The sequence below is a fragment of the Stenotrophomonas sp. CFBP8994 genome, assembly GCF_034044835.1.
Taxonomy (GTDB): domain Bacteria; phylum Pseudomonadota; class Gammaproteobacteria; order Xanthomonadales; family Xanthomonadaceae; genus Stenotrophomonas; species Stenotrophomonas rhizophila_A.
In genome coordinates, this window is record NZ_JAXCWT010000003.1 from 674,419 (window position 1) to 695,041 (window position 20,623).

A 20,623-nucleotide genomic window follows, 5' to 3' on the forward strand; every position below is an offset into this window, starting at 1 on the left:
ATGCGCCACTTCTGGGCCAACGTCATCGGCAACCAGCTGGTCTGGCTGTGCGCGGTGGTCGGCGCCGGGCAGGGGCTGCGCTGGCCGGCGCTGCTGGCCGCAGCTGCCTATGTGGCCAGCCAGCTCGCCATGTCCGCGCAGCCCAGCGTCGACCTCAGGCTGCTTGGGGTGGCCGTGTTGTGCGGGCTGGTCGTGGATGGAATCGCGGGTGCAAGCGGGCAGGTGGTGTACGCCGCTGCCTGGCCCAATGCGTGGCTGGCGCCGGTGTGGATCCTCGCCCTGTGGGCCGCATTCGCGATGACCCTTACGGTTTCCCTGAAGGTGCTGCAGCGGCGGCTCTGGCTGGCCGCGCTGCTCGGCGTGATCGCGCCGCTGGCGTATCTCTCCGCCGCGCGCGGCTGGTCGGCGGTGGCGTTCCCGTCGCCGTCCTGGCAGGGCGTGGCCTTTCTTGCCCTGGGCTGGGCCATCGCACTGCCGCTGCTGGCCCTCTGCGCGCGCCATTGGCAGCGCGGGGCGGCACCAGTGGCTACGAACACCAATGGAGCGCATGCATGATGAATCTTGGATGGGTCTGGCTGTATGCCGCACTGATCATGTGCTGGGGCTGGTGGTGGCAGCGCCGCCACCAGAACATCGGCGTGGTCGATGTGCTGTGGGCCAAGGGCGTGGGCGCCTCGGCACTGCTGCTGGCGTGGCTGGGCGATGGCGCAACGGCGCCGCGCATCGCGCTGGCGTTGCTGGGCGGGCTGTGGGGGTCGCGGCTGGCCCTGCACCTGTGGAAGCGCGTGCGCAGCGAAGACGAGGATGGCCGCTACCAGCACCTGCGCCGGCACTGGAACGGCCACCAGGGCAAGATCTTCGGTTTCTTCCAGTTCCAGGCGTTGCTGATCGTGCTGTTCGCATTGCCATTCGTGGCGGTGTCGCAGAGCGCGGCGCTGCCGATGGGCTGGATCATTGCCGCCATCGCGATGTGGCTGCTCAGCGTGGGCGGCGAATCGCTGGCCGACCGCCAGCTGGCGCGCTTCCGCGCCGACCCGGCCAACAAGGGCAAGACCTGCCGCAGCGGCCTGTGGCGCTACTCGCGCCACCCAAACTATTTCTCCGAATGGGTGCACTGGTTCACCTACGTGCTGCTGGCCGTGCACTCGCCGCTGTGGTGGTTGGCCTGGTCCGGACCCGTGGTGATGTACGTGTTCCTGCGCTGGGTGAGCGGCATTCCCTTCACCGAGGCGCAGGCGCTGCGCACCCGGGGTGAGGACTACCGCGACTACCAGCGCAGCACGCCGATGCTGTTTCCGTGGTTCCCCTCCCGCACTGCTTCGCCCCGCAAGGAGTCTTCACCGTGAATGTCGCCCGAGAATCGCTGCCGCTGCCCGACTACGCGCCCGGACTGACCGGCCTGGCCGAACGCGGCCTGCTGCCCGATGCGCTGCTGCGACTGGGCATCCGCCGCCAGTGCGAGGCGCGCCTGCGCGAGGAAAGCGCAGGCACCGTGGAAGAGCAGGCGCAGCGCTTTTCCGCGCGCATCGTGTCGCTGTCGCGCAGCCCGTTGGCGCTGCACGTGGACGCGGCCAACCGCCAGCACTACGAAGTGCCCGCTGCGTTCTTCCAGGATTGCCTGGGTGCACGGCTCAAGTACAGCAGCTGCTACTACCCCACCGGCACGGAAACGCTCGATCAGGCCGAAGAAGCGATGCTGGCCCTGTACGGCGAGCGCGCCGAGCTGGCCGACGGCCAGGACATCCTGGAGCTGGGCTGCGGCTGGGGATCGCTGACGTTGTGGATGGCCGAGCGCTATCCCGCCTCGCGCATCACCGCCGTATCCAATTCCAACAGCCAGCGCGAGTACATCCTGGGCCAGTGCCGCACACGCGGTCTCACCAATGTGACAGTGCTGACCCGCGATGTGAACGAGTTGATCCTGGAACCGGGCAGCTTCGACCGCTGCGTGTCGGTGGAGATGTTCGAACACGTGCGCAACTACGCCCGGCTGCTGCAGCGCATCCACCAGTGGCTGCGCCCGAACGGCAAGCTGTTCGTGCACATCTTCGTGCACCGCACGCTGATGTACCCGTTCGAGACCGAAGGCGATGACAACTGGATGGGGCGGCACTTCTTCACCGGGGGGCTGATGCCGGCCGCCGACACCCTGCTGCACTTCCCCCAGTACATGCAGCTGCAGCAGCGCTGGCTGCTGGACGGCACCCACTACGAACGTACCGCCAACCACTGGCTGGAGCGCCAGGACCAGAACCGCGACGCCGTGATGGCGGTGCTGCGCCAGGGCTACGGCGAGGCTGCCGCCGCACTGTGGTTCCAGCGCTGGCGCATGTTCTGGATGGCCTGCGCCGAGCTGTTCGGCTACCAGAAGGGCCAGCAGTGGATGGTGGCCCACTACCTGTTCGACCGCGCCTGACCCCTCATGAGGAAAACGCCATGAAGCTACGCCCACTGCTTCCCCTCCTCGCCGCCGGCATGTTGCTGGGCGGCTGCGGTGGCAATACCCGTCCCATTCCGCCGGTGGCCCACGTGGACGTGCCGCGCTTCATGGGCGACTGGTATGTGATTGCCCACATTCCCAGCCGGCCCGAGCGCGAAGCGTTCGATGCGGTGGAGTCCTACGCGCTTCGCCCGGACGGCCGCATCCAGACCACCTTCACCTACCGCAAGGGCAGCTTCGATGCGCCGGTGAAGACCATGCATCCGATCGGCACGGTCAAGGAAGGCACCAACGGTGCCGAGTGGGGCATGCAGTTCGTGTGGCCGATCAAGGCCGAGTACGTGATCGTGTACCTTGACGATGACTACCAGCAGACCGTCGTTGGCCGCAGCAAGCGCGACTACATGTGGCTGATGGCGCGCACCCCGCAGATCTCCGAGCAGGACTACCAGGCGGCCATGACCCGGATTGCCGCGCTGGGCTATGACCTGTCGCAGGTGCGCCGCGTACCCCAGTCAGCCGCGACCAACCGCCCGAAGCCATAACTGGGGCGCGGTTCTCAGGCCCTGAGAAGGCCTTGGGGGATACTGGAACCCAAGGCGGACAGAGGGCGGCGACATGGCGGACAAGTACTGCGATCTGGTCATGAAGGGCGGCATCACCAGTGGCATCGTGTACCCCAATGCGGTGCTGTCGCTGGCCCGCGAATACCGCTTCAAGAACATCGGCGGCACCTCGGCCGGGGCGATCGCCGCCGCCGTGGCCGCTGCCGCGGCGCTGGGCGACCGGCGCTGCCGGGCCGGTGAACCGATGGGCCCGCAGGCGGGCTTTGCCGGGCTGGCCGATGTGTCCACCCAGTTGTCGCGGCGCGGCTTCATCTACAGCCTGTTCCAGCCGGCCTACGGCGCGCGTACCGCTTACCGGTTGCTGGTGATGCTCACCGGCAAGGCGAGCCTGCCGCGCAAGATCCTGTGCCTGCTGGCGGCGGTGTTCGCCATCGCCCCGCTGGAACTGCTGGCCGCGCTGGTCGGGCTGCTGGGCATCGGCTGGCTGGCCGCAGGAGTGGAGGGCATGTGGGCCACGCTGCTGCCGTCGCTGCTGTGCGCATATGGGGCGGGGGTACTGGCGTCCGCGCTGCGGGTGGCGCGGGTAGCGCGGCGCAACTTGCTGGGGCTGTGCTCGGGCGCCACCCAGAGCGGTGCCGACAAACCTGCGCTGACCGACTGGCTGCACACCCAGCTGCAGGCCCTGGCCGGCAAGCCGCTGGACCAGCCGCTGACCTTCGCCGACCTGCATGACGCCCCGCGTTACAGCGGCGAGCCGGAGGGCACGCACGCGGTCAGCCTGCAGATGATCACCACCTGTGTATCGCACACCGAGCCGCGCACGCTGCCGTTCAGCGCCTCGCAGTTCTGGTTCCGGCGCGACCAGTTCGAACAGCTGTTCCCGGCCAGCGTGGTGACGTGGCTGCTCGCCCGCGCGGGCGCGCCGCATCACGTGGACGGTGTGGACTACTACCGCCTGCCCGAAGGCGAGCAGCTGCCGGTACTGGTGGCCACGCGCATGAGCCTGAGCTTTCCGCTGCTGATCAGCGCGGTGCCGTTGCACGAACCGGCGCGGCGCGAGCGGCGCTGTGAACCGATGGCCGATGTCGCGCCCGCGCATGGCGATCGCAACGTGGCCGACAGCACCGAAGGCTTGACCAGTGGCGGCCACGGCAGCGGCCCGGCGATCACCGCGTTCCGGGTGTGCTGGTTCTCCGATGGCGGCATCAGCAGCAATTTCCCCATCCACCTTTTCGACGCCGCGTTGCCGCGCTGGCCCACCTTCGGCATCAACCTGGTGTACCCGCACACCGCCGAACCGCTGCGCGCCGCGCCAGACTCGCCCGATGCGATCAACGCCGCCGTGTTCCTGCCCACCGAAAACCGGCATGGCTGGCAACGCAGCTACCAGTCCATCGCGCGGCCGCTGGCGGCGGCGGAGATGTCCGGCTTCCTGTTCTCCATCGTCTCCACCATGCAGAACTGGCGTGACGTGCTGCAGGCACGCGCGCCGGGCTACCGCGACCGCATCGTGCACGTAACGCTGCAGGGCGACGAAGGCGGCATGAACCTGGACATGCCGCAGGCGGTGCTCAGCCGGATTGCCGCCAAGGGCAGTGTGGCCGGGGAGCGCTTCTGTGATTTCTCGTTCGCCAATCATTATTGGATCCGCTGGCGGAACCTGGCGTCGGCGTATCAGCGCTACACGGTGGAGGTGGCGCGTACCGACGACCCCGCGCAGCGCGTGAGCGCCTGGCAGGACGCCTACGAAACGGTGGCGAAGGGGGCGCCACCGCCGCCCTCCTACCGGTTCAGTTCGGAAGAGAAGCGCCGCGAATCGCAGCAGCTGTGGCGCTTGATGGTCGAACAGGGCCAGACCTGGGAAGACCTCGGCCCGGACCTCACCGACGGCGCCCCGCGCCCGCTGCCACAGATGAAGGTGACGCCCAGCTATTGACCGCAACGCGGTCAATAGCGGTAGCGCCGGCCGTTGGCCGGCCCTCATGAACGTTGCGGCATCCCGAGGGCCGGCCAACGGCCGGCGCTACCGGGACCCGGTCACGCGCGCCCCGGCAGCTGCGCGAACGCGCGCTGCATGCAGTCCTCGCGCGGGCAGACCCGGCAACCCGGGCCGATGGACACTGAATTGCCCGGGCTCTGGATATCCAACCCGCGCGAGTAGATCAGCCGCTCGGCGTGCTGCAGGTCGCACCCCAGCGCGACCGCAAAGGTCTTGCGCGGCTGGCCATGACCAATCGGGCCGCTGCTGACCTGCCGTGCCAGCCAGAAGTGGCGGCGCCCGTCGGGCATGCGTGCGGTCTGGGTCAGCACCCGCCCGGGCTGGTTGAAGGCCTCGTACACGATCCACAGCGGGCATGAGCCGCCCACCTGCGAGAAGTGGAAATCGGTGGCTGAGTGCCGCTTGGAGACGTTGCCGGCGCGGTCCACCCGGATGAAGAAGAACGGCAGCCCGGGCGCACTGCGTCGGGCCAGCGTGCTCAGCCGGTGGCAGACCGCTTCAAAGCCCACCCCGAAACGGTGCGCCAGCGCATCGATGTCGTAGGCGCTGTGCTCGGCCGCACGCAGGAACTGCGCATACGGCATCACCAGCGCGCCGGCGAAGTAATTGGACATGCCGATCCGCGCCTGCGCGATCTGTTCCGGTTCGCGGAAGCCCGCGCGCGCGATCACCGCATCGATCTGCGCCGCATATCCAAGCAGGGCCAGCTCGGCGGCCATCTGGAACGCCTGCTGGCCCGGTTCCAGGTAATCGGGCAGCCACAGCGTGCGGCTGCCGCCGTCGTACACGCGCTTCTCGCGCCCGGCCTGCAGCGGCCCCACTTCCACCAGCACGCCGTGGCGGTCGGCCAGCAGCTGGCGCAGGCGCGGCGCCACGTGCCCGGCCACCAGCCCCCATTCGCCGAACAGCTGCTCGGCCAGGTCGTCCAGTTCGGGAATGTGGTTGTGCATGCGGTTGAAGAAGTCCCGCACCTGGTCGCCGGCCGGCAGCGCATGCCCGGCCTGCGGGTCGCCCAGCTGGAACTCCAGCGCGGCAGCGTGTTCGCGCAGCAGCAGGTGGCGGCGGTGCAGGTCGAGCAGGGCCCGGCTGATCTGCGGCAGGTTGCCGGCCATGGCGCGCAGCTCGGTGCCGCTGACCTCATCCAGGCCCAGGTCGCGCAGGGTCTCGCCCAGTGCTTCCTGCAGCGCGCCGGGTTCATCCACGTCGAACAGGTCGGTAACGTCGCCCAACACCTCGCGCAGCTTGCCCTGCACGGCCGGGGTCAGCGGGCGCTTGTTGCGCTCGATCTGGTTCAGGTAGCTGGCCGACAGCCCCAGCGCCCGTGCGAGGTCGGCCTGGCTGTAGCCGCGCTGCTCGCGCAGCTTGAGCAGGCGCAGGCCGATCTGGCGATGGGGGAGGGGGCTATTCACAGAATTAACAGAAATCGTAGCGGGCGTTGGCCAGATTAAGCGCAGACAGCCCGGAAATCGAGCGGTGGCCTGTGAATAATGCCAATCACCTTTCGCATCCGCCGGTATTGCCATGACTGTTGCAGCGCCCCGTATCCGCATGTTGATCGATGGCCAGTTCGTCGAATCGGCCAGCTCGCACTGGCAGAACGTGGTCAACCCGGCCACCCAGGACGTCCTGGCCCAGGTGCCGTTCGCCACCGTGAGCGAAGTGGACGCCGCCGTGGCCTCGGCCAAGGAAGCCTTCAAGACCTGGCGCAAGACCCCGATCGGCACCCGCGCGCGCATCTTCCTGAAGTACCAGCAGCTGATCCGCGAGCACATGAGCGAACTGGCCCACATCCTCAGCGCCGAGCAGGGCAAGACCGTGCCCGACGCCGAAGGCGATGTGTTCCGCGGCCTGGAAGTGGTCGAACATGCCGCTGCCATCGGCAACCTGCAGCTGGGCGAGCTGGCCAACAACGTGGCCAACGGCGTGGACACCTACACGCTGCTGCAGCCGCTGGGCGTGTGCGCCGGCATCACCCCGTTCAACTTCCCGGCGATGATTCCGCTGTGGATGTTCCCGATGGCCATCGCCACCGGCAACACCTTCATCCTCAAGCCGTCCGAACAGGACCCGATGGTGACCATGCGCCTGGTGGAACTGGCGCTGGAAGCGGGCATCCCGAAGGGCGTGCTCAACGTCGTGCACGGCGGCGAAGAAGTGGTCAACGCGATCTGCGACCACCCGGACATCAAGGCCGTGTCCTTCGTGGGCTCCACCCGCGTCGGCACCCACGTGTACAACCGCGCCTCGCTGGCCGGCAAGCGCGTGCAGTGCATGATGGGCGCCAAGAACCACGCCGTGGTGTTGCCGGACGCCAACAAGGAACAGAGCCTCAACGCCATGGTCGGTGCCGCCTTCGGCGCGGCCGGGCAGCGCTGCATGGCCGCCTCCACCCTGGTGCTGGTCGGTGAAGCGCGCGAGTGGGTGCCGGACCTGGTGGCCAAGGCCAAGACCCTCAAGGTCAGCGCCGGCAGCGTGGCCGGTACGGATGTGGGCCCGGTGATTTCCTGCGCCGCCCGCGAGCGCGTCGAAGCGCTGATCGCCTCGGGCGTGGAGCAGGGCGCCAAGCTGGTGCTCGACGGCCGCAACCCGCAGGTGGACGGTTTTGAGAAGGGCAACTTCGTGGGCCCGACCATCTTCGACGGCGTCAAGCCGGGCATGCGCGTGTACGACGAAGAAATCTTCGGGCCGGTGCTGGTCATCCTCGAAGCGGAAACGCTGGATGACGCCATCGAGCTGATCAACAGCAACCCCAACGGCAACGGCACCGCGCTGTTCACCCAGTCCGGCGCGGCGGCCCGTCGCTTCCAGGAAGAAATCGACGTCGGCCAGGTGGGCATCAACGTGCCGATCCCGGTGCCGGTGCCGCTGTTCTCGTTCACCGGTTCGCGTGCCTCCAAGCTCGGCGACCTGGGCCCGTACGGCAAGCAGGTGGTGATGTTCTACACCCAGACCAAGACCATCACCGCGCGCTGGTTCGACGACGAGACCCTGGGTCACGGCGTCAACACCACCATCAGCCTGAAGTAAGCGCCTGCAAGGCACGGAGTGTTCATGAGCAACTCGATGACGACGGAACTCGAAGAAGCGCAGCAGGCCTATAGAGAAGCCGCGCGTGATTTCGCCCAGGCCGAACTGGCGCCGCACGCCGCGCGATGGGATGCGGAGGGCATCTTTCCGCGCGAGGCGATCGCCAAGGCAGGGGAACTTGGGTTCTGTGGCTTGTACATGGATCCTGAAGTCGGTGGAAGCGGCCTGAGCCGTCTGGACGCCGCCGTCGTCATCGAGGAGCTCGCCAACGTGGATCCGTCCACGGCCGCCTATATCAGCATCCACAACATGGCCTCGTGGATGGTCAGCAGCTGGGGCCAGGAAGCGCTGCGCGCCGAGTGGGGCCAGGCGCTGTCTTCGGGCAGCAAGCTGGCCTCCTACTGCCTGACCGAACCGGGTGCCGGGTCGGACGCGGCCTCGCTGAAGACCAGCGCCGTGCGTGATGGCGACCATTACGTGCTCAATGGCGCCAAGGCCTTCATCTCCGGCGCCGGTGCCACCGAGCTGCTGGTGGTGATGGCACGTACCGGCGGTCCCGGTGCCAGTGGTATCAGCGCGCTGGCCGTGCCGGCCGACCTGGCCGGCATCAGCTACGGCCGCAAGGAAGAGAAGATGGGCTGGAACAGCCAGCCTACCCGCGGCATCACGTTCGAAAACGTGCGCGTGCCGGTGGGCAACCTGCTGGGCGAAGAGGGCAGTGGCTTCAAGCTGGCCATGAAGGGCCTGGATGGCGGCCGCATCAACATCGCCGCCTGCTCGCTGGGCGCCGCGCAGGGCGCGCTGGATGCCGCGCGCCGCTACATGGGCGAGCGCCGCCAGTTCGGCAAGCCGCTGGCCGATTTCCAGGCGCTGCAGTTCAAGCTGGCCGACATGGTCACCCAGCTGGTGGCCGCGCGGCAGATGGTGCACACCGCCGCGCGCAAGCTCGACGCCGGTGCCAGCGATGCCAACGTGTGGTGCGCGATGGCCAAGCGCTTCGCCACCGACGCCGGCTTCCAGGTCTGCAATGACGCGCTGCAGATCCACGGTGGCTACGGCTATATTCGTGAATACCCGATCGAACGCCTGCTGCGCGACAGCCGCGTTCATCAGATCCTGGAGGGCACCAACGAGATCATGCGTGTGATCGTGGCCCGCCACCTGCTCAACACCGATGAGGAACTGCGATGATGGATTGGCGCAAGCAGGAACACGTGGGCCTGAAGGTCGAGGCCAACGGCCACACCGCCGTGGTAACCCTGGACAACCCTCCGGCGCACACGTGGACCGTGCACAGCCTGTCGGCGCTGCGCGACCTGGTCGGTGCGCTCAACGCTGACACCAGCATCTACGCACTGGTGATCACCGGTGGCGGCGAGAAGTTCTTCTCGGCCGGCGCCGATCTCAAGCAGTTCGCCTCCGGCGACAAGGCGCTGGCCCGTGAGGCTGCGCGTCGCTTCGGTGAAGCGTTTGAAGCACTGTCCGGTTTCCGCGGCGTTTCGATTGCCGCCATCAACGGCTACGCCATGGGCGGCGGGTTGGAATGCGCGCTTGCCTGCGACCTGCGCATCATCGAAGAACACGCCCAGGTTGCGCTGCCGGAGGCCACTGTCGGCCTGCTGCCGTGCGCCGGCGGCACCCAGAACCTGCCCCGCCTGGTCGGCGAGGGTTGGGCCAAGCGGATGATCCTGCTGGGCGAACGCATCGACGCCGATACCGCCGTGCGGATTGGCCTGGCAGAAGAAAAAGTGGGCAAGGGCGAAGCCAAGGCGCTGGCCCTCGAGTGGGCGAACAAGGCCGGCAAGCAGAGCCCGTCCAGCGTGGCGGCCTGCAAGACGCTGGTCCAGGCCACCCGCAGTGGCATCAGCCACGCCTCGGCCCTGGTCGCCGAGCGCGAGGCCTTCGTCGACCTGTTCGACCGCGCCGACCAGGGCGAGGGCGTCAACGCCTTCCTGGAAAAGCGCGCACCGCAGTGGAAGAACGCATGACCACGCCCGAGGCCAGCGTGGAGGCGCCGGTGCTGTTCGAAGAGCGCACTGCCGCCAACGGCACCCGCATCGGCATTGCCACGCTCAACGCACCGCGCACCCTCAATGGCTTCTCGCTGCCGATGGCGCACCTGCTGCACGAGCGCTTGACCGCCTGGGCGGCCGATGACGGCATCGCGCTGGTGGTGCTGCAGGGCGCGGGCGAGAAGGCGTTCTGCGCCGGTGGCGACCTGCACAGCCTGTACCAGAGCATGCGCGCCTACCGCGATGCCGGTGCGGACGATGTGCGCGACAACCACTACGCCTCCGAGTTCTTCGACGTGGAGTACCGCGTCGACTACGCCATCCATACCTACGCCAAGCCGATCCTGTGCTGGGGCCATGGCATCGTCATGGGCGGCGGCATCGGGCTGATGTCCGGTGCCAGCCACCGCGTGGTGAGCGAGCGCTCCAAGCTGGCGTTCCCGGAAATCACCGTGGGCCTGTTCCCGGACGTGGGTGGCAGCTGGCTGCTGCCGCGCGTACCGGGCAAGGCCGGCCTGTTCCTGGCCCTGACCGGCGCGCCGCTCAATGCCGGCGACGCCATCTATGCCGGCATGGCCGATATCCATATCGCCGAGGCCCAGCGCGCCGATGTATTCAACGCGCTGGCCGACGTGCACTGGAGTGCGGATGCCAAGCGCAACCACGAACAGCTCAGCACCCTGTTGCAGCAGCACGCCAGCGATGCCGCCACCGGTCCGCTGCTGCGCAACGCCGCGTTGATCGACACGCTGTGCAAGGGTAGCGATGGGCCTGCGGTGGTGAACGCCATTGCCGCGTTGCAGAACGAAGATCCGTGGCTGCAGGCCGCGCAGGCCACGCTGGCCGCCGGTGCCCCTGGCTCGGCGCGCCTGGCCTGGGAACTGCAGAAGCGCACCGCCGGTGCGTCGCTGGCCGACGTCTATCGCCTGGAATACATCGCCGCGCTGCACTGCGCCGCCCACGGCGATTTCGCCGAAGGCATCCGCGCGCTGCTGATCGACAAGGACCGCACCCCGCACTGGCAGCCGCAGACGCTGGCTGAGGCCACGGTGGGCTGGGCCGACACCTTCTTCGCTTCGCCGTGGGACGACGCCACGCATCCGCTGGCCGACCTGGGCGCCACTGTTCCTGAAAGGAGCCACGCATGAGCCGTATTGCATTCATCGGGTTGGGCAACATGGGCGGGCCGATGGCCGCCAACCTGGCCAAGGCCGGCCACGCCGTGCGCGTGTTCGACCTGGTGCCGGCCGCCGTGCAGGCCGCCGTCGACGCCGGTGCCACCGCCGCCAGCTCCGCGCTGGACACGCTGACCGATGCCGAAGTGGTCATCTCGATGCTGCCGGCCAGCCGCCACGTCGAAAGCGTGTACCTGGGCGAGGACGGCCTGCTGGCCGACATCCCCGGCGGCGCGCTGGTGATCGACTGCAGCACGATCGCGCCCGCCACCGCGCGCAAGGTGTCCGAAGCGGCGGCCGCACGCGGCCTGCAGATGCTGGATGCCCCGGTCTCCGGCGGCACCGCCGGTGCCCAGGCCGGCACCCTCACCTTCATCGTCGGCGGCGAAAGCGATGCGCTCGAACGCGCGCGCCCGCTGCTGCAGGCGATGGGCAAGAACATCTTCCACGTGGGTGCCAGCGGCGCCGGCCAGGTGGCCAAGCTGTGCAACAACATGGCGCTGGGCGTGATCATGGCCGTGACCGGCGAATCGATCGCGCTGGGCGTGGCCCATGGCCTGGACCCGAAGGTGTTGTCGCAGATGATGGCGGTCAGCACCGGCCGCAGCTGGGCCACCGAAGTATGCAACCCCTGGCCGGGCGTGCTGGAAAATGCGCCCGCCTCGCGCGGCTACAGCGGCGGCTTTGGCAGCGACCTCATGCTCAAGGACATGGGCCTGGCCGTGGAAGCGGCGATGAGCGTAGGCGCCTCGATCCCGCTGGGCGAACTGGCCCGCAACCTGTACTCGATGAACCACCAGGCAGGCCGCGGCAAGCTCGACTTCTCCAGCGTAGTGCAGCTCGTAACCTCCGAGGGGTAGCTCACGACCGTTGGTCGTGACGCGAACAACCCGAATGCATCCCGAAACACGGGATCCACCGCGGTGGGATGGGCGGATGCACGGTCAACGCGACCGGCATCCGCCCATTTTTTTCGTCACGACCAACGGGCATGACCGCCGACGTGTTGACCAAGGTAGGTGCCGACCGTTGGTCGGCACACACTCCCATCAAACGACGGTCAGCGTCACATCAATATTGCCGCGCGTCGCATTCGAATACGGGCACACGATGTGCGCCTTCTGCACCAGCTCCTCCACCTGCTCACGCGGCAGGCCCGGCACGCTGATCTGCAGTTCCACTTCAATGCCGAAGCCGGTCGGGATCTGGCCGATGCCAACGTTGCCGGTGATGCTGGTCTCGGCCGGCAGCGCGACCTTGGCCTGCCCGGCGACGTACTTCAGCGCGCCCAGGAAGCAGGCCGAATAGCCGGCAGCAAACAGCTGCTCCGGGTTGGTGCCCGGGCCGCCGGCGCCGCCCAGCTCGCGCGGGGTGGACAGCTGCACGTCCAGCACGTTGTCCGACGAGGTGGCGTGGCCTTCGCGGCCGCCGGTGGCGGTGGCGTGTGCGGTGTAGAGAACCTTTTCAATCGACATGGGATAGCTCCTGGCTGTAAATGGGGTGGACCGGTTGGTGAGGTGTACTGTGCGCCTCCAAAGCGGACGTGTGGCAACATAAGATCCAGAAAACTTGATCTGGAGTCCGGAATGGTTGACCGCCTGCAATCCCTGCTCGGCCGCTTTGCGGTCAATGCCGAAGTCTTCCATGCCGGCGCGTTGTGCGGCATCAACGACCTGGCCGCCGACGGCGAGCGCGGCCAGCTGCACCTGATCCGCGACGGCCAGGTCCGGGTCGAGCATGCCGACGGCAGCGTCATCGAGATCAGCGAACCCAGCGTGCTGGTATATCCACGCCCGCTCGCGCACCGCTTCGTCACCGATCCGGACAGCGGTGCCGATTTCGCCTGCGCCCACCTCCAGTTCGAAGGCGGCGGCAACAACCCCGTCTCCGCCGCGCTCCCGCCGGTGATCTGCCTGCCGCTGCAGGAGCTCTACGGCGGCCAACCGATCCTCTCGGTGCTCTTCGAAGAAGCCTTCGCCCAGCGCTGCGGCCGCCAGGCGCTGCTCGACCGGCTGTTCGAAGTGGTGATGATCCAGATCCTGCGCGCGCTGATGGAAAGCGGCCAGCTGCGCGTCGGCCTGCTGGCCGGCATGGCCCACCCGCGCCTGCGTCACGCACTGGTGGCCATGCACGAAGAACCCGCGCAGGAATGGACCCTCGAATCGCTCGCCCAGCGCGCCGGCATGTCGCGCAGCGCGTTTGCCGACAGCTTCCGCGACACCATCGGCAGCACCCCCGGCCACTACCTGCAGGGCTGGCGCACGCGTCTGGTGCAGCAGGCACTGCGCAAGGGCCAACCGCTAAAGCGGATCGCGATTGATGTGGGCTACGGCAGTGAAGCGGCGCTGTCGCGCGCGTTCAAGTCGCAGACCGGGCAATCGCCGCGGCAGTGGAAGCAGGGCGTGCACACTACCTGACGTTGAGGGGATCATCGCCCTTGCGGTAGGAGTAGCCAACCATTTCCCAACGTCCGCCGTGGCCCGTCGATGGTTCAGTCCAGCGATAGCTCCACGTCTGCGTGGTTCCGTCTGGAAGGGTGTTTTCCACGTTGTACTCTTCGCCCTGTGAACCCTTGTCCGGCAAGCCGCCGGGAGGCGCGGAGGTTTCCGAGCTCGACCGACGTGTACGAGCAAACTTCTTGACCTGCTCAACAGTTACGCGTCCATTGCGTCCGATTGGCATTCGGTCAGGAGAATGCGCGGCAACCCAGTCAAGCACCCTGAGGCCTTCCGCTTCGTGCGCTTCCCACGACTGGTTGACGACAACAATGGTCGGCGACCGGGTGTCCGCATGCGCTGAAGAGGCAGGCGTGCCTGCGATGAAAACCGTCAGGGCCGCCGCAACAAGGGTTGGAATTCCATTCTTCATTGATCAAGGTCCTTTCGTTTACGCGCAACGGAACACCCGCTGCGCGTGCCGCCGTGAGGCGGGCTGAGAGAACCGTAATTCGCTGCGTCGCTCAAGCCCAATGCAACGTTTAGATCGGCAGTGCGCTTTGATTCAATGAAACCTATCGTGATGAATGTTCCGCTACACGCGTCACAAGCAGGCTCGTCAGATCGTCCATTCGCGATCAGTAGTAAACATGATCGTCAGCCATCGGTCGGTCGATTCCTCGCCCAACGCCTCACCAATCTCGTCGCGCAGCTGGTCCCATTCGACCAGCGGGCGCGGCGGGTCGTTCGCCGGTACCACGAAGAACAATTCGATCTGATCGCCACGGCCCACCTTGGCCACGTAGCTGCGGTGTTCAATGAACCCGTGCTTGGCGACGATGCCGCGTGCAACCTCGTCAACATGCGCCTGAAGGTCCACTGGGGTGATCAGCAGGATGTCCGACAGCGCCTGGCGCACGGTGCCGAGTGGCGCGACCACGACGAACAGGCACACCACCAGCAGGATGGCCGGGTCGATGTAGGGCACCAGCCACGCCCACTCCGTGCCGCGCAGCAGCCAGCCGCCGACGAAGGCGACCAGGTAGGCGGCCGACATGCTCGCGGCGACGACCCAGTTCTTCGCGTCGAGCGCAATGAACTCCGAACCGATCGAGCGGTTGGCGCGGCGCACGAACAGCGCCAGCCCGCTTTCGATGATGATTGAAATCACCGCGAACACGATGGCAGGCCCCAGCGCGATCTCGCGGCCACCGGACATCAATGCGTCCACCGCATTGACCGCTGCATACAAGGCAGCGCCAATCATCAGCGTGCCGCTGACACCGAGCACGATGGGTTCCAGGTGCCAGAAGCCCATGGTGAAGCGCTGGTTCAAGCGGGACTGCAACGCATCCACGTTGGTGGACATGCTGATCAACCGGACTACCAACAGCGACAGCCAGGTCATCACCACATCGATCAGGCCATAGATGCCGTCAAAGATGATCAACGACGAATTGGCATAAAGCCCGAAGGCGACGGCAATGGCCGCCACACCGAAAGAGGCGGCGATCGACAGGCGCAGCACCCCCTGTTCGGTGGTGCTGTCGAAGGTGGCAGGGTGCAGGAAACGCATAGGTGTGATTTTGGCAACGAATACCAGTCCGTCGAGGGTACCGTGCGTGGGTGAAGCTGACGAAGGCAATGGCACGGCGCCGGTAGGGTTGGTCGCCAGACGACTGCCGATACGAATGATCGGCGCGGTGACGCATGACCTTCAACGAAGCAAGCGCACCTTGCCAGAAAGGTCATGCGCTAAAGGGCAGATCACCGTTATCGGCAGTTGTCTGACGACCAACCCTACCAAGGCCTCCTCCCGTGGTGGGCATCCTCTGGGCTGGGGGCATCCACACCTCCAACACTCGTTCCGGCCCCACGGGCAGCATTCATCCCGCACAGGTAAACTATTGATCGCGCTGGCAAACCCAGCGATCTCCGCCTGCCTAGATTCCCATGACCCAGCCTGCCACCTCCGCAGACCGCTACGCCGCTTCCCTGCGCCTTTCCGTCGCCCCCATGATGGATTGGACGGACCGCCATTGCCGCGTGTTCCACCGGCTGCTGGCCCCGGGTGCGCGCCTGTACACGGAAATGGTGCACGCCAACGCCGTGATCCACGGCGACCGCGAGCGCCTGCTGGGCTTCGATGGCAGCGAACAGCCGCTGGCCCTGCAGCTCGGCGGCAGCGATCCGGCCCTGCTCGCGCAGGCCGCGCAGATCGCCCAGGACTGGGGCTACGACGAGGTCAATCTCAACTGCGGCTGCCCCTCCGACCGGGTCCAGGCCGGCCGCTTCGGCGCCTGCCTGATGCGCGAGCCCACCTTGGTGGCCGAGTGCGTGGCGGCCATGGTCGACGCGGTGGACATCCCGATCACGGTGAAGTGCCGGTTGGGCGTGGATGAAGACAACGACTACGAAAACTTCGTGAACTTCGTCGATCAATCGGCCAACGCCGGCAGCGCGATGTTCATAGTGCACGCCCGCAACGCGTGGCTGAAGGGTCTGTCGCCGAAGGAAAACCGCGAAGTGCCGCCGCTGCGCTACGACTGGGCGCACCGGCTCAAGGCCGACCGCCCGCAGCTGCAGATCGTGCTCAACGGCGGCCTGGCCACCGTTGAGGCTGCCCAGGCCCAGCTGCCCGCGCTGGACGGGGTGATGCTGGGCCGCGCGGCCTACCACGACCCCTACGTGCTGCATCAGCTGGAGGCTGCGCAGACCGGTGCTGCACTGCAGCCGCGCGAGGCGCTGCTGCGCGCCATGCGCCCCTATATCGAGGCCCAGCTGGCCCGTGGGCTGGCGCTGAAGCACATCACCCGCCACTTGCTGGGCCTGTTCCACGGGCAGCCAGGGGGCCGCGCCTTCCGCCAGGTGCTGAGCGAGGGCGCACACCGCCCGGGCGCCGACTGGGGGCTGATCGAACAGGCCCTCACCATCACCCGCGACCAGGCCGAACGCGTCGCAGCGTGAACCGCGTCACAGGACGCGCTTGACATCGGGCGACAAGTAGCCGTCAATGTTCACCTAGATGAACAAAGCGATGCGGCGGTCAGAAAAGTTCAGACCGGATTCACTGCGTAAAACCAAGAATTTGCAAAAGATTCGTAAAGTGCCGGCCCAGGCTGGCGGCTGCCGATTCACAACTTTTGAACGTTTTGACGCGCTCCGCTAGGATCAGACCTGATGTCATCCGTAACCCGCCACCGCCGTCTTGCCGTTGCCGCCCTGCTGGCGAGCGGTGCCGTTGCTGCCATTGGCAGTGCCGGCGCCCAAGCCCCCCAGCCGGATCCGGCCCGGGCAGAGATGGTGCGGGCCTCGCGTGGTGCCCCGCCGGAACGCTCCCTGTCCGACGCCGTGCGCCGGGTCCAGCGGACCACCGGTGGACACATCCTCGGCGCCGAACGGGTGCCCTTCGATGGCCGGGACATCAACCGGGTGAAATACATGGATGACAGGGGGCGCGTCCGCTACATGGACGATCCGGCCCAGCCGCGTTCACAGCCCCGCACGCCGCGTTCGGATATGTCATCACTACGCGGCGATAACCCCTGAACGGGGATAGTTGTCCGCAGTCATCTGTTAGCCACTGGCCCCAGGCCACACCCAGGACACTAGGGAGAGTTCATGCGTATCCTTCTGGTCGAAGACGAAGCCCCGCTGCGGGAAACCCTTGCAGCCCGGCTCAAGCGCGAAGGCTTTGCCGTCGATGCCGCACAGGACGGTGAGGAAGGTCTGTACATGGGCCGCGAAGTGCCGTTCGACGTTGGCATCATCGATCTGGGTCTGCCCAAGATGTCGGGCATGGAACTGATCAAGGCGCTGCGCGACGAGGGCAAGAAGTTCCCCGTGCTGATCCTTACCGCCCGCTCGAGCTGGCAGGACAAGGTCGAAGGGCTCAAGCAGGGCGCCGACGATTACCTCGTCAAGCCGTTCCACGTCGAAGAGCTGCTGGCACGCGTCAACGCGCTGCTGCGCCGTGCGGCGGGCTGGAGCAAGCCGACGCTCGAATGCGGTCCGGTTGCGCTGGATCTTGCCGCGCAGACCGTCAGCGTTGCCGGCAGCAACGTGGACCTCACCAGCTACGAGTACAAGGTGCTGGAATACCTGATGATGCATGCCGGTGAACTGGTCTCCAAGGCCGACCTCACCGAACACATCTATCAGCAGGATTTCGACCGCGACTCGAACGTGCTGGAAGTGTTCATCGGCCGCCTGCGCAAGAAGCTGGATCCGGACGGGGAACTCAAGCCGATCGAAACCGTGCGTGGCCGCGGCTACCGCTTCGCGATTCCGCGCAACGAGGGCTGAGCCGTTAGTCCGGCGATGGGATGATGTCAGGCCGTCTGTGGTTCTTTAAACGCTGGCGGCCGCGCTCCCTGCAGGCACGGCAGCTGCTGGCCGCCAGTGTGAGCCTGCTCGCCTTCCTGGCGATTGCAGGCTACGCGCTGGATGCCGCGTTCGCCGACACGGCGCGCGCCAACCTGCGCGAGCGCCTGAAAAACTATGCCACCGCCTACGCGGCGGGCATCGACTTCACCCGCGACCGCTCGCTGTACATCCGCGAGCAACCGCCGGATCCCCGGTTCGACGTGCCTGGTAGCGGCCTGTATCTGCAGGTCGTCATGCCCGACGGCAAGGGCAACTCCATGTCCGCCGAAGGCCCCATGCTGCCCACCGTGGGCGGCAAGCTGCTGGCCCCGCGCCAGGAAGTGTTCGAAGGCCCGCTGCCGATGATCCAGATCGACGGCAGCCAGGGCTCGGTGTACCGCTATGGGCTGGGCCTGGTGTGGGATGCCGACGCCGACCCTGCCACCGAATTTCCGTACACCATCTACGTGATGGAAGACTCGCGCGCGCTCGGTGCGCAGCTGCGCGTGTTCCGTGGCCGGGTGTGGTTCTGGATGGGCGGCGCGGGGCTGATCCTGCTGCTGTTGCAGACCGTGATCCTGCAGTGGAGCCTGCGCCCGATGCGGCGGGTGATCACCGAGCTGACCAAGGTGCAGCGCGGCGAAACTGAGCGCATGAGCGAACGCCACCCGCGCGAGCTGGAACCGCTCACCGACAGCATCAACGCCTTCATCGAAAGCGAGCGCGAGAATCTCGAGCGCCAGCGCAACACCCTGGCCGACCTGGCGCACAGCCTGAAAACGCCGTTGGCGGTGCTGCGCACGCAGCTCGACAGTGGTGCGGCCGACCAGGACCTGCGCCAGGAATTCGATGTGCAGCTGCGCCGCATGAACAACCTGGTGTCCTACCAGCTGGCGCGTGCGGCATCGTCGGGCCACAAGCTGTTCTCGGCGCCGTTGCCGATCGAGTCCAACGCCGAGGAAATCGTGCGCGGGCTGGAGAAGGTGTACGCCTCCAAGGGCGTGCTGTGCGAATTCGACATCGACGACGGCGCGCGCTTCCATGGCGAGCCGGGCGACCTCCAGGAGCTGCTGGGCAACCTGCTGGAGAATGCCTTCAAGTGGGCCAGCCGCCGCGTGCTGCTCACGGCCAAGCCGTTCAGCGCGCCGGGCATGCGTCGCGCTGGCCTGGTGCTGTCGGTGGACGATGATGGCCCGGGCATTGCCCCGGACGACATCGCCAAGGTGCTGCAGCGTGGCGTGCGCGGCGACGAACGCGTGCAGGGCCACGGCATCGGCCTGTCGATCGTGCAGGACCTGATCAAGGATTATCGCGGCGAACTGCAGGTCAAGCGTTCGCCGGAACTGGGTGGCGCGCGGTTTGAAGTGAAGTTGCCGCCCGGGCCGTAAGTCCAGAGCGTACCGACCAACGGTCGGTACCTACCGCTGCGCTGTTTCCGGTAGGTACCGACTGTTAGTCGGTACGACACCCAACCGAAGGCGGCGCCCCATAAAACCGCCTCAGATGTCCCGCAACAACAGGCATTTCCGCTTCCAGCACATCCGGCGCCGAGAAGTGATACTCCGTCGCCACCGCAAAGAACTCATCCGGCGCTTCGGCCGCATACGGATCAATCACCGTCTCCACGCCGGCATCCACCTGCGCGCACAGCGCATCGAATGCCTGCTGGAAATCGGCGGCCCACTGCTGCTGCCACGCACGCGGCAGCGGCGGGGTGCCATCAAGCACGCCATCGAGCACATCGATGCGGTGTGCCATCTCGTGCACCACCACGCATGCCCCTGCATGCGGATGCTCCAGTTCGGCCTGCACGTCATGCCAGGACAGCAGCAGCGGCCCGTTGTGCGACACCTGGCCGATCGCTTCCTCTTCCCATTCGTGCAGCACCCCGTCTTCGTCCATCTCGCTCTGCGGCACGATGAACCCTTCGGGGTACACCAGCACCTGCGACCAGCCGCGCAATCCCACCTCGCCCAGTTCCAGCAGCGGCAGGCAGCACAGCGCGGCAATCAGCACCGCGTCATCGTCGCCCAGCTGCAGCCCGCCAATGGGGGTAATGGTCTTGTCGTGCAGGAATGCGGCGGACAGCACACGCAGGCGCTGCACACGTTCGGGCGGCAAGCCGCGCAGCCACGCAGTGCGCTGGCAGGTGCGTTGCCAGGCGGAATCAGGAATCGGGCGCGGAGACGAGCGCAGCCAGCGCAACAACGACTGGATCAGCGGAACATGCCCGGCAGGAAGCTGTGCCATTTCGGCGCACGCAGGCGCGGCAACACATCGTCGTCGCCGCCACCGCCGGTGCTGCCCGGCGCGGTTGCGCTCGGCTTGACCGTGGTCGGCGCGGTGCTGGTCGGCGTGGCGGCCGGTGCCGCGCGCTCTTCAGCTGCCGAATACACGCAGCCACCCCGGCCCGAACTGGTCAGCGCATCGGAAGCGTGCGCGGCCATCGGGGCCAACAGCAGGAGCAGGCAATGGGCGAACGGGCGCATCGTCAACATCCGGAAGGGCGAAGGGGGTCAATCTTCGATTCTAGCCCGATTCACTGTCTCAATTGGAAGCCCCCGGGCGGGCGCTGCCCGGCGCTTTCCCGCATACTTTTGCCGA

The 20,623-nt window shown here is 66.9% G+C and carries 21 protein-coding genes; 15 read left to right on the forward strand and 6 right to left on the reverse strand.

Going from position 1 to position 20,623, the window contains the following annotated elements; translation table 11 throughout:
* The 5 genes from SOM39_RS11470 (at window position 1) to SOM39_RS11490 (ending at window position 4,942) form a co-directional block, all read left to right on the forward strand.
* Entirely contained in the window at window positions 1–555 is a 555-nt protein-coding gene (locus SOM39_RS11470; RefSeq protein WP_320458412.1) for a DUF2878 domain-containing protein, read from the forward strand.
* Window positions 552–1,346, forward strand: coding sequence for a DUF1295 domain-containing protein (locus SOM39_RS11475; protein ID WP_320458413.1), 795 nt, complete (start codon window positions 552–554; stop codon window positions 1,344–1,346). The genes SOM39_RS11470 and SOM39_RS11475 overlap by 4 nt, the downstream gene beginning before the upstream one ends.
* On the forward strand, window positions 1,343–2,416 hold the full coding sequence (locus SOM39_RS11480) for an SAM-dependent methyltransferase (RefSeq protein ID WP_320458414.1): 1,074 nt from the start codon (window positions 1,343–1,345) through the stop codon (window positions 2,414–2,416). Before SOM39_RS11475 ends, SOM39_RS11480 begins: the two co-directional genes overlap by 4 nt.
* Window positions 2,417–2,436: 20 nt before the next feature.
* Window positions 2,437–2,985 (forward strand): lipocalin family protein, encoded by a 549-nt coding sequence (locus SOM39_RS11485; protein ID WP_320458415.1) that lies wholly within the window; start codon window positions 2,437–2,439, stop codon window positions 2,983–2,985.
* Between the two features lie 73 nt (window positions 2,986–3,058).
* Complete coding sequence (locus SOM39_RS11490; protein ID WP_320458416.1) at window positions 3,059–4,942, forward strand: patatin-like phospholipase family protein; 1,884 nt, start codon at window positions 3,059–3,061, stop codon at window positions 4,940–4,942.
* A gap of 101 nt (window positions 4,943–5,043) precedes the next feature.
* Here the strand turns inward: SOM39_RS11490 and SOM39_RS11495 are convergent, their stop codons facing one another.
* Window positions 5,044–6,414 (reverse strand): helix-turn-helix domain-containing protein, encoded by a 1,371-nt coding sequence (locus SOM39_RS11495; protein ID WP_320458417.1) that lies wholly within the window; start codon window positions 6,412–6,414, stop codon window positions 5,044–5,046.
* Between the two features lie 112 nt (window positions 6,415–6,526).
* On the opposite strand from SOM39_RS11495, the gene SOM39_RS11500 reads away from it, so the two are divergent.
* From SOM39_RS11500 to mmsB, 5 genes are read left to right on the forward strand one after another with little or no spacing between them, the layout of a single operon-like run.
* Entirely contained in the window at window positions 6,527–8,032 is a 1,506-nt protein-coding gene (locus SOM39_RS11500; protein ID WP_093535064.1) for a CoA-acylating methylmalonate-semialdehyde dehydrogenase, read from the forward strand.
* 24 nt (window positions 8,033–8,056) lie between these two features.
* The gene (locus SOM39_RS11505) at window positions 8,057–9,223 is read left to right on the forward strand and encodes an acyl-CoA dehydrogenase family protein (protein ID WP_068848509.1); all 1,167 of its coding nucleotides are present in this window, start codon (window positions 8,057–8,059) and stop codon (window positions 9,221–9,223) included.
* Window positions 9,220–10,020, forward strand: coding sequence for an enoyl-CoA hydratase (locus SOM39_RS11510; RefSeq protein ID WP_320458418.1), 801 nt, complete (start codon window positions 9,220–9,222; stop codon window positions 10,018–10,020). Before SOM39_RS11505 ends, SOM39_RS11510 begins: the two co-directional genes overlap by 4 nt.
* Window positions 10,017–11,192: an enoyl-CoA hydratase/isomerase family protein gene (locus SOM39_RS11515; RefSeq protein ID WP_320458419.1), complete on the forward strand. Its 1,176-nt coding sequence runs from the start codon at window positions 10,017–10,019 to the stop codon at window positions 11,190–11,192. The genes SOM39_RS11510 and SOM39_RS11515 overlap by 4 nt, the downstream gene beginning before the upstream one ends.
* The gene (gene mmsB / locus SOM39_RS11520) at window positions 11,189–12,079 is read left to right on the forward strand and encodes a 3-hydroxyisobutyrate dehydrogenase (RefSeq protein ID WP_320458420.1); all 891 of its coding nucleotides are present in this window, start codon (window positions 11,189–11,191) and stop codon (window positions 12,077–12,079) included. Before SOM39_RS11515 ends, mmsB begins: the two co-directional genes overlap by 4 nt.
* 189 nt (window positions 12,080–12,268) lie before the next feature.
* Here mmsB and SOM39_RS11525 read toward each other — a convergent pair whose 3' ends face one another.
* Window positions 12,269–12,694: an organic hydroperoxide resistance protein gene (locus tag SOM39_RS11525; protein ID WP_184126145.1), complete on the reverse strand. Its 426-nt coding sequence runs from the start codon at window positions 12,692–12,694 to the stop codon at window positions 12,269–12,271.
* A 111-nt stretch (window positions 12,695–12,805) separates the two neighbouring features.
* Here SOM39_RS11525 and SOM39_RS11530 point away from each other — a divergent pair, with 111 nt between their 5' ends.
* A complete protein-coding gene (locus SOM39_RS11530; RefSeq protein ID WP_320458421.1) occupies window positions 12,806–13,636 on the forward strand; it encodes an AraC family transcriptional regulator in 831 nt (276 codons plus the stop codon).
* Here the strand turns inward: SOM39_RS11530 and SOM39_RS11535 are convergent.
* Both SOM39_RS11535 and SOM39_RS11540 read right to left on the reverse strand, forming a co-directional pair.
* Complete coding sequence (locus SOM39_RS11535) at window positions 13,629–14,087, reverse strand: hypothetical protein (RefSeq protein WP_320458422.1); 459 nt, start codon at window positions 14,085–14,087, stop codon at window positions 13,629–13,631. The genes SOM39_RS11530 and SOM39_RS11535 overlap by 8 nt on opposite strands.
* Before the next feature lie 186 nt (window positions 14,088–14,273).
* Window positions 14,274–15,230, reverse strand: a complete 957-nt coding sequence (locus tag SOM39_RS11540; protein WP_320458423.1) for a cation diffusion facilitator family transporter — start codon at window positions 15,228–15,230, stop codon at window positions 14,274–14,276.
* 377 nt (window positions 15,231–15,607) lie between these two features.
* Here SOM39_RS11540 and dusA point away from each other — a divergent pair, with 377 nt between their 5' ends.
* The 4 genes from dusA to SOM39_RS11560 all read left to right on the forward strand — a co-directional run bounded on the left by dusA (window position 15,608) and on the right by SOM39_RS11560 (window position 19,407).
* The gene (gene dusA / locus SOM39_RS11545; RefSeq protein ID WP_320458424.1) at window positions 15,608–16,621 is read left to right on the forward strand and encodes a tRNA dihydrouridine(20/20a) synthase DusA; all 1,014 of its coding nucleotides are present in this window, start codon (window positions 15,608–15,610) and stop codon (window positions 16,619–16,621) included.
* Window positions 16,622–16,834: 213 nt separating this feature from the next.
* Complete coding sequence (locus SOM39_RS11550) at window positions 16,835–17,203, forward strand: hypothetical protein (protein WP_083214038.1); 369 nt, start codon at window positions 16,835–16,837, stop codon at window positions 17,201–17,203.
* A gap of 72 nt (window positions 17,204–17,275) precedes the next feature.
* Window positions 17,276–17,959: a response regulator transcription factor gene (locus SOM39_RS11555; protein ID WP_004136763.1), complete on the forward strand. Its 684-nt coding sequence runs from the start codon at window positions 17,276–17,278 to the stop codon at window positions 17,957–17,959.
* A 23-nt stretch (window positions 17,960–17,982) separates the two neighbouring features.
* Window positions 17,983–19,407, forward strand: coding sequence for a sensor histidine kinase (locus tag SOM39_RS11560; protein ID WP_307107631.1), 1,425 nt, complete (start codon window positions 17,983–17,985; stop codon window positions 19,405–19,407).
* Window positions 19,408–19,471: 64 nt separating this feature from the next.
* On the opposite strand, the gene SOM39_RS11565 is transcribed toward SOM39_RS11560, so the two are convergent.
* Together SOM39_RS11565 and SOM39_RS11570 are read right to left on the reverse strand one after the other, a co-directional pair.
* A complete protein-coding gene (locus SOM39_RS11565) occupies window positions 19,472–20,269 on the reverse strand; it encodes a M90 family metallopeptidase (RefSeq protein ID WP_320458425.1) in 798 nt (265 codons plus the stop codon).
* Window positions 20,236–20,508, reverse strand: a complete 273-nt coding sequence (locus SOM39_RS11570) for a hypothetical protein (protein ID WP_210133056.1) — start codon at window positions 20,506–20,508, stop codon at window positions 20,236–20,238. The genes SOM39_RS11565 and SOM39_RS11570 overlap by 34 nt, the downstream gene beginning before the upstream one ends.
* Window positions 20,509–20,623: the final 115 nt, after the last annotated feature.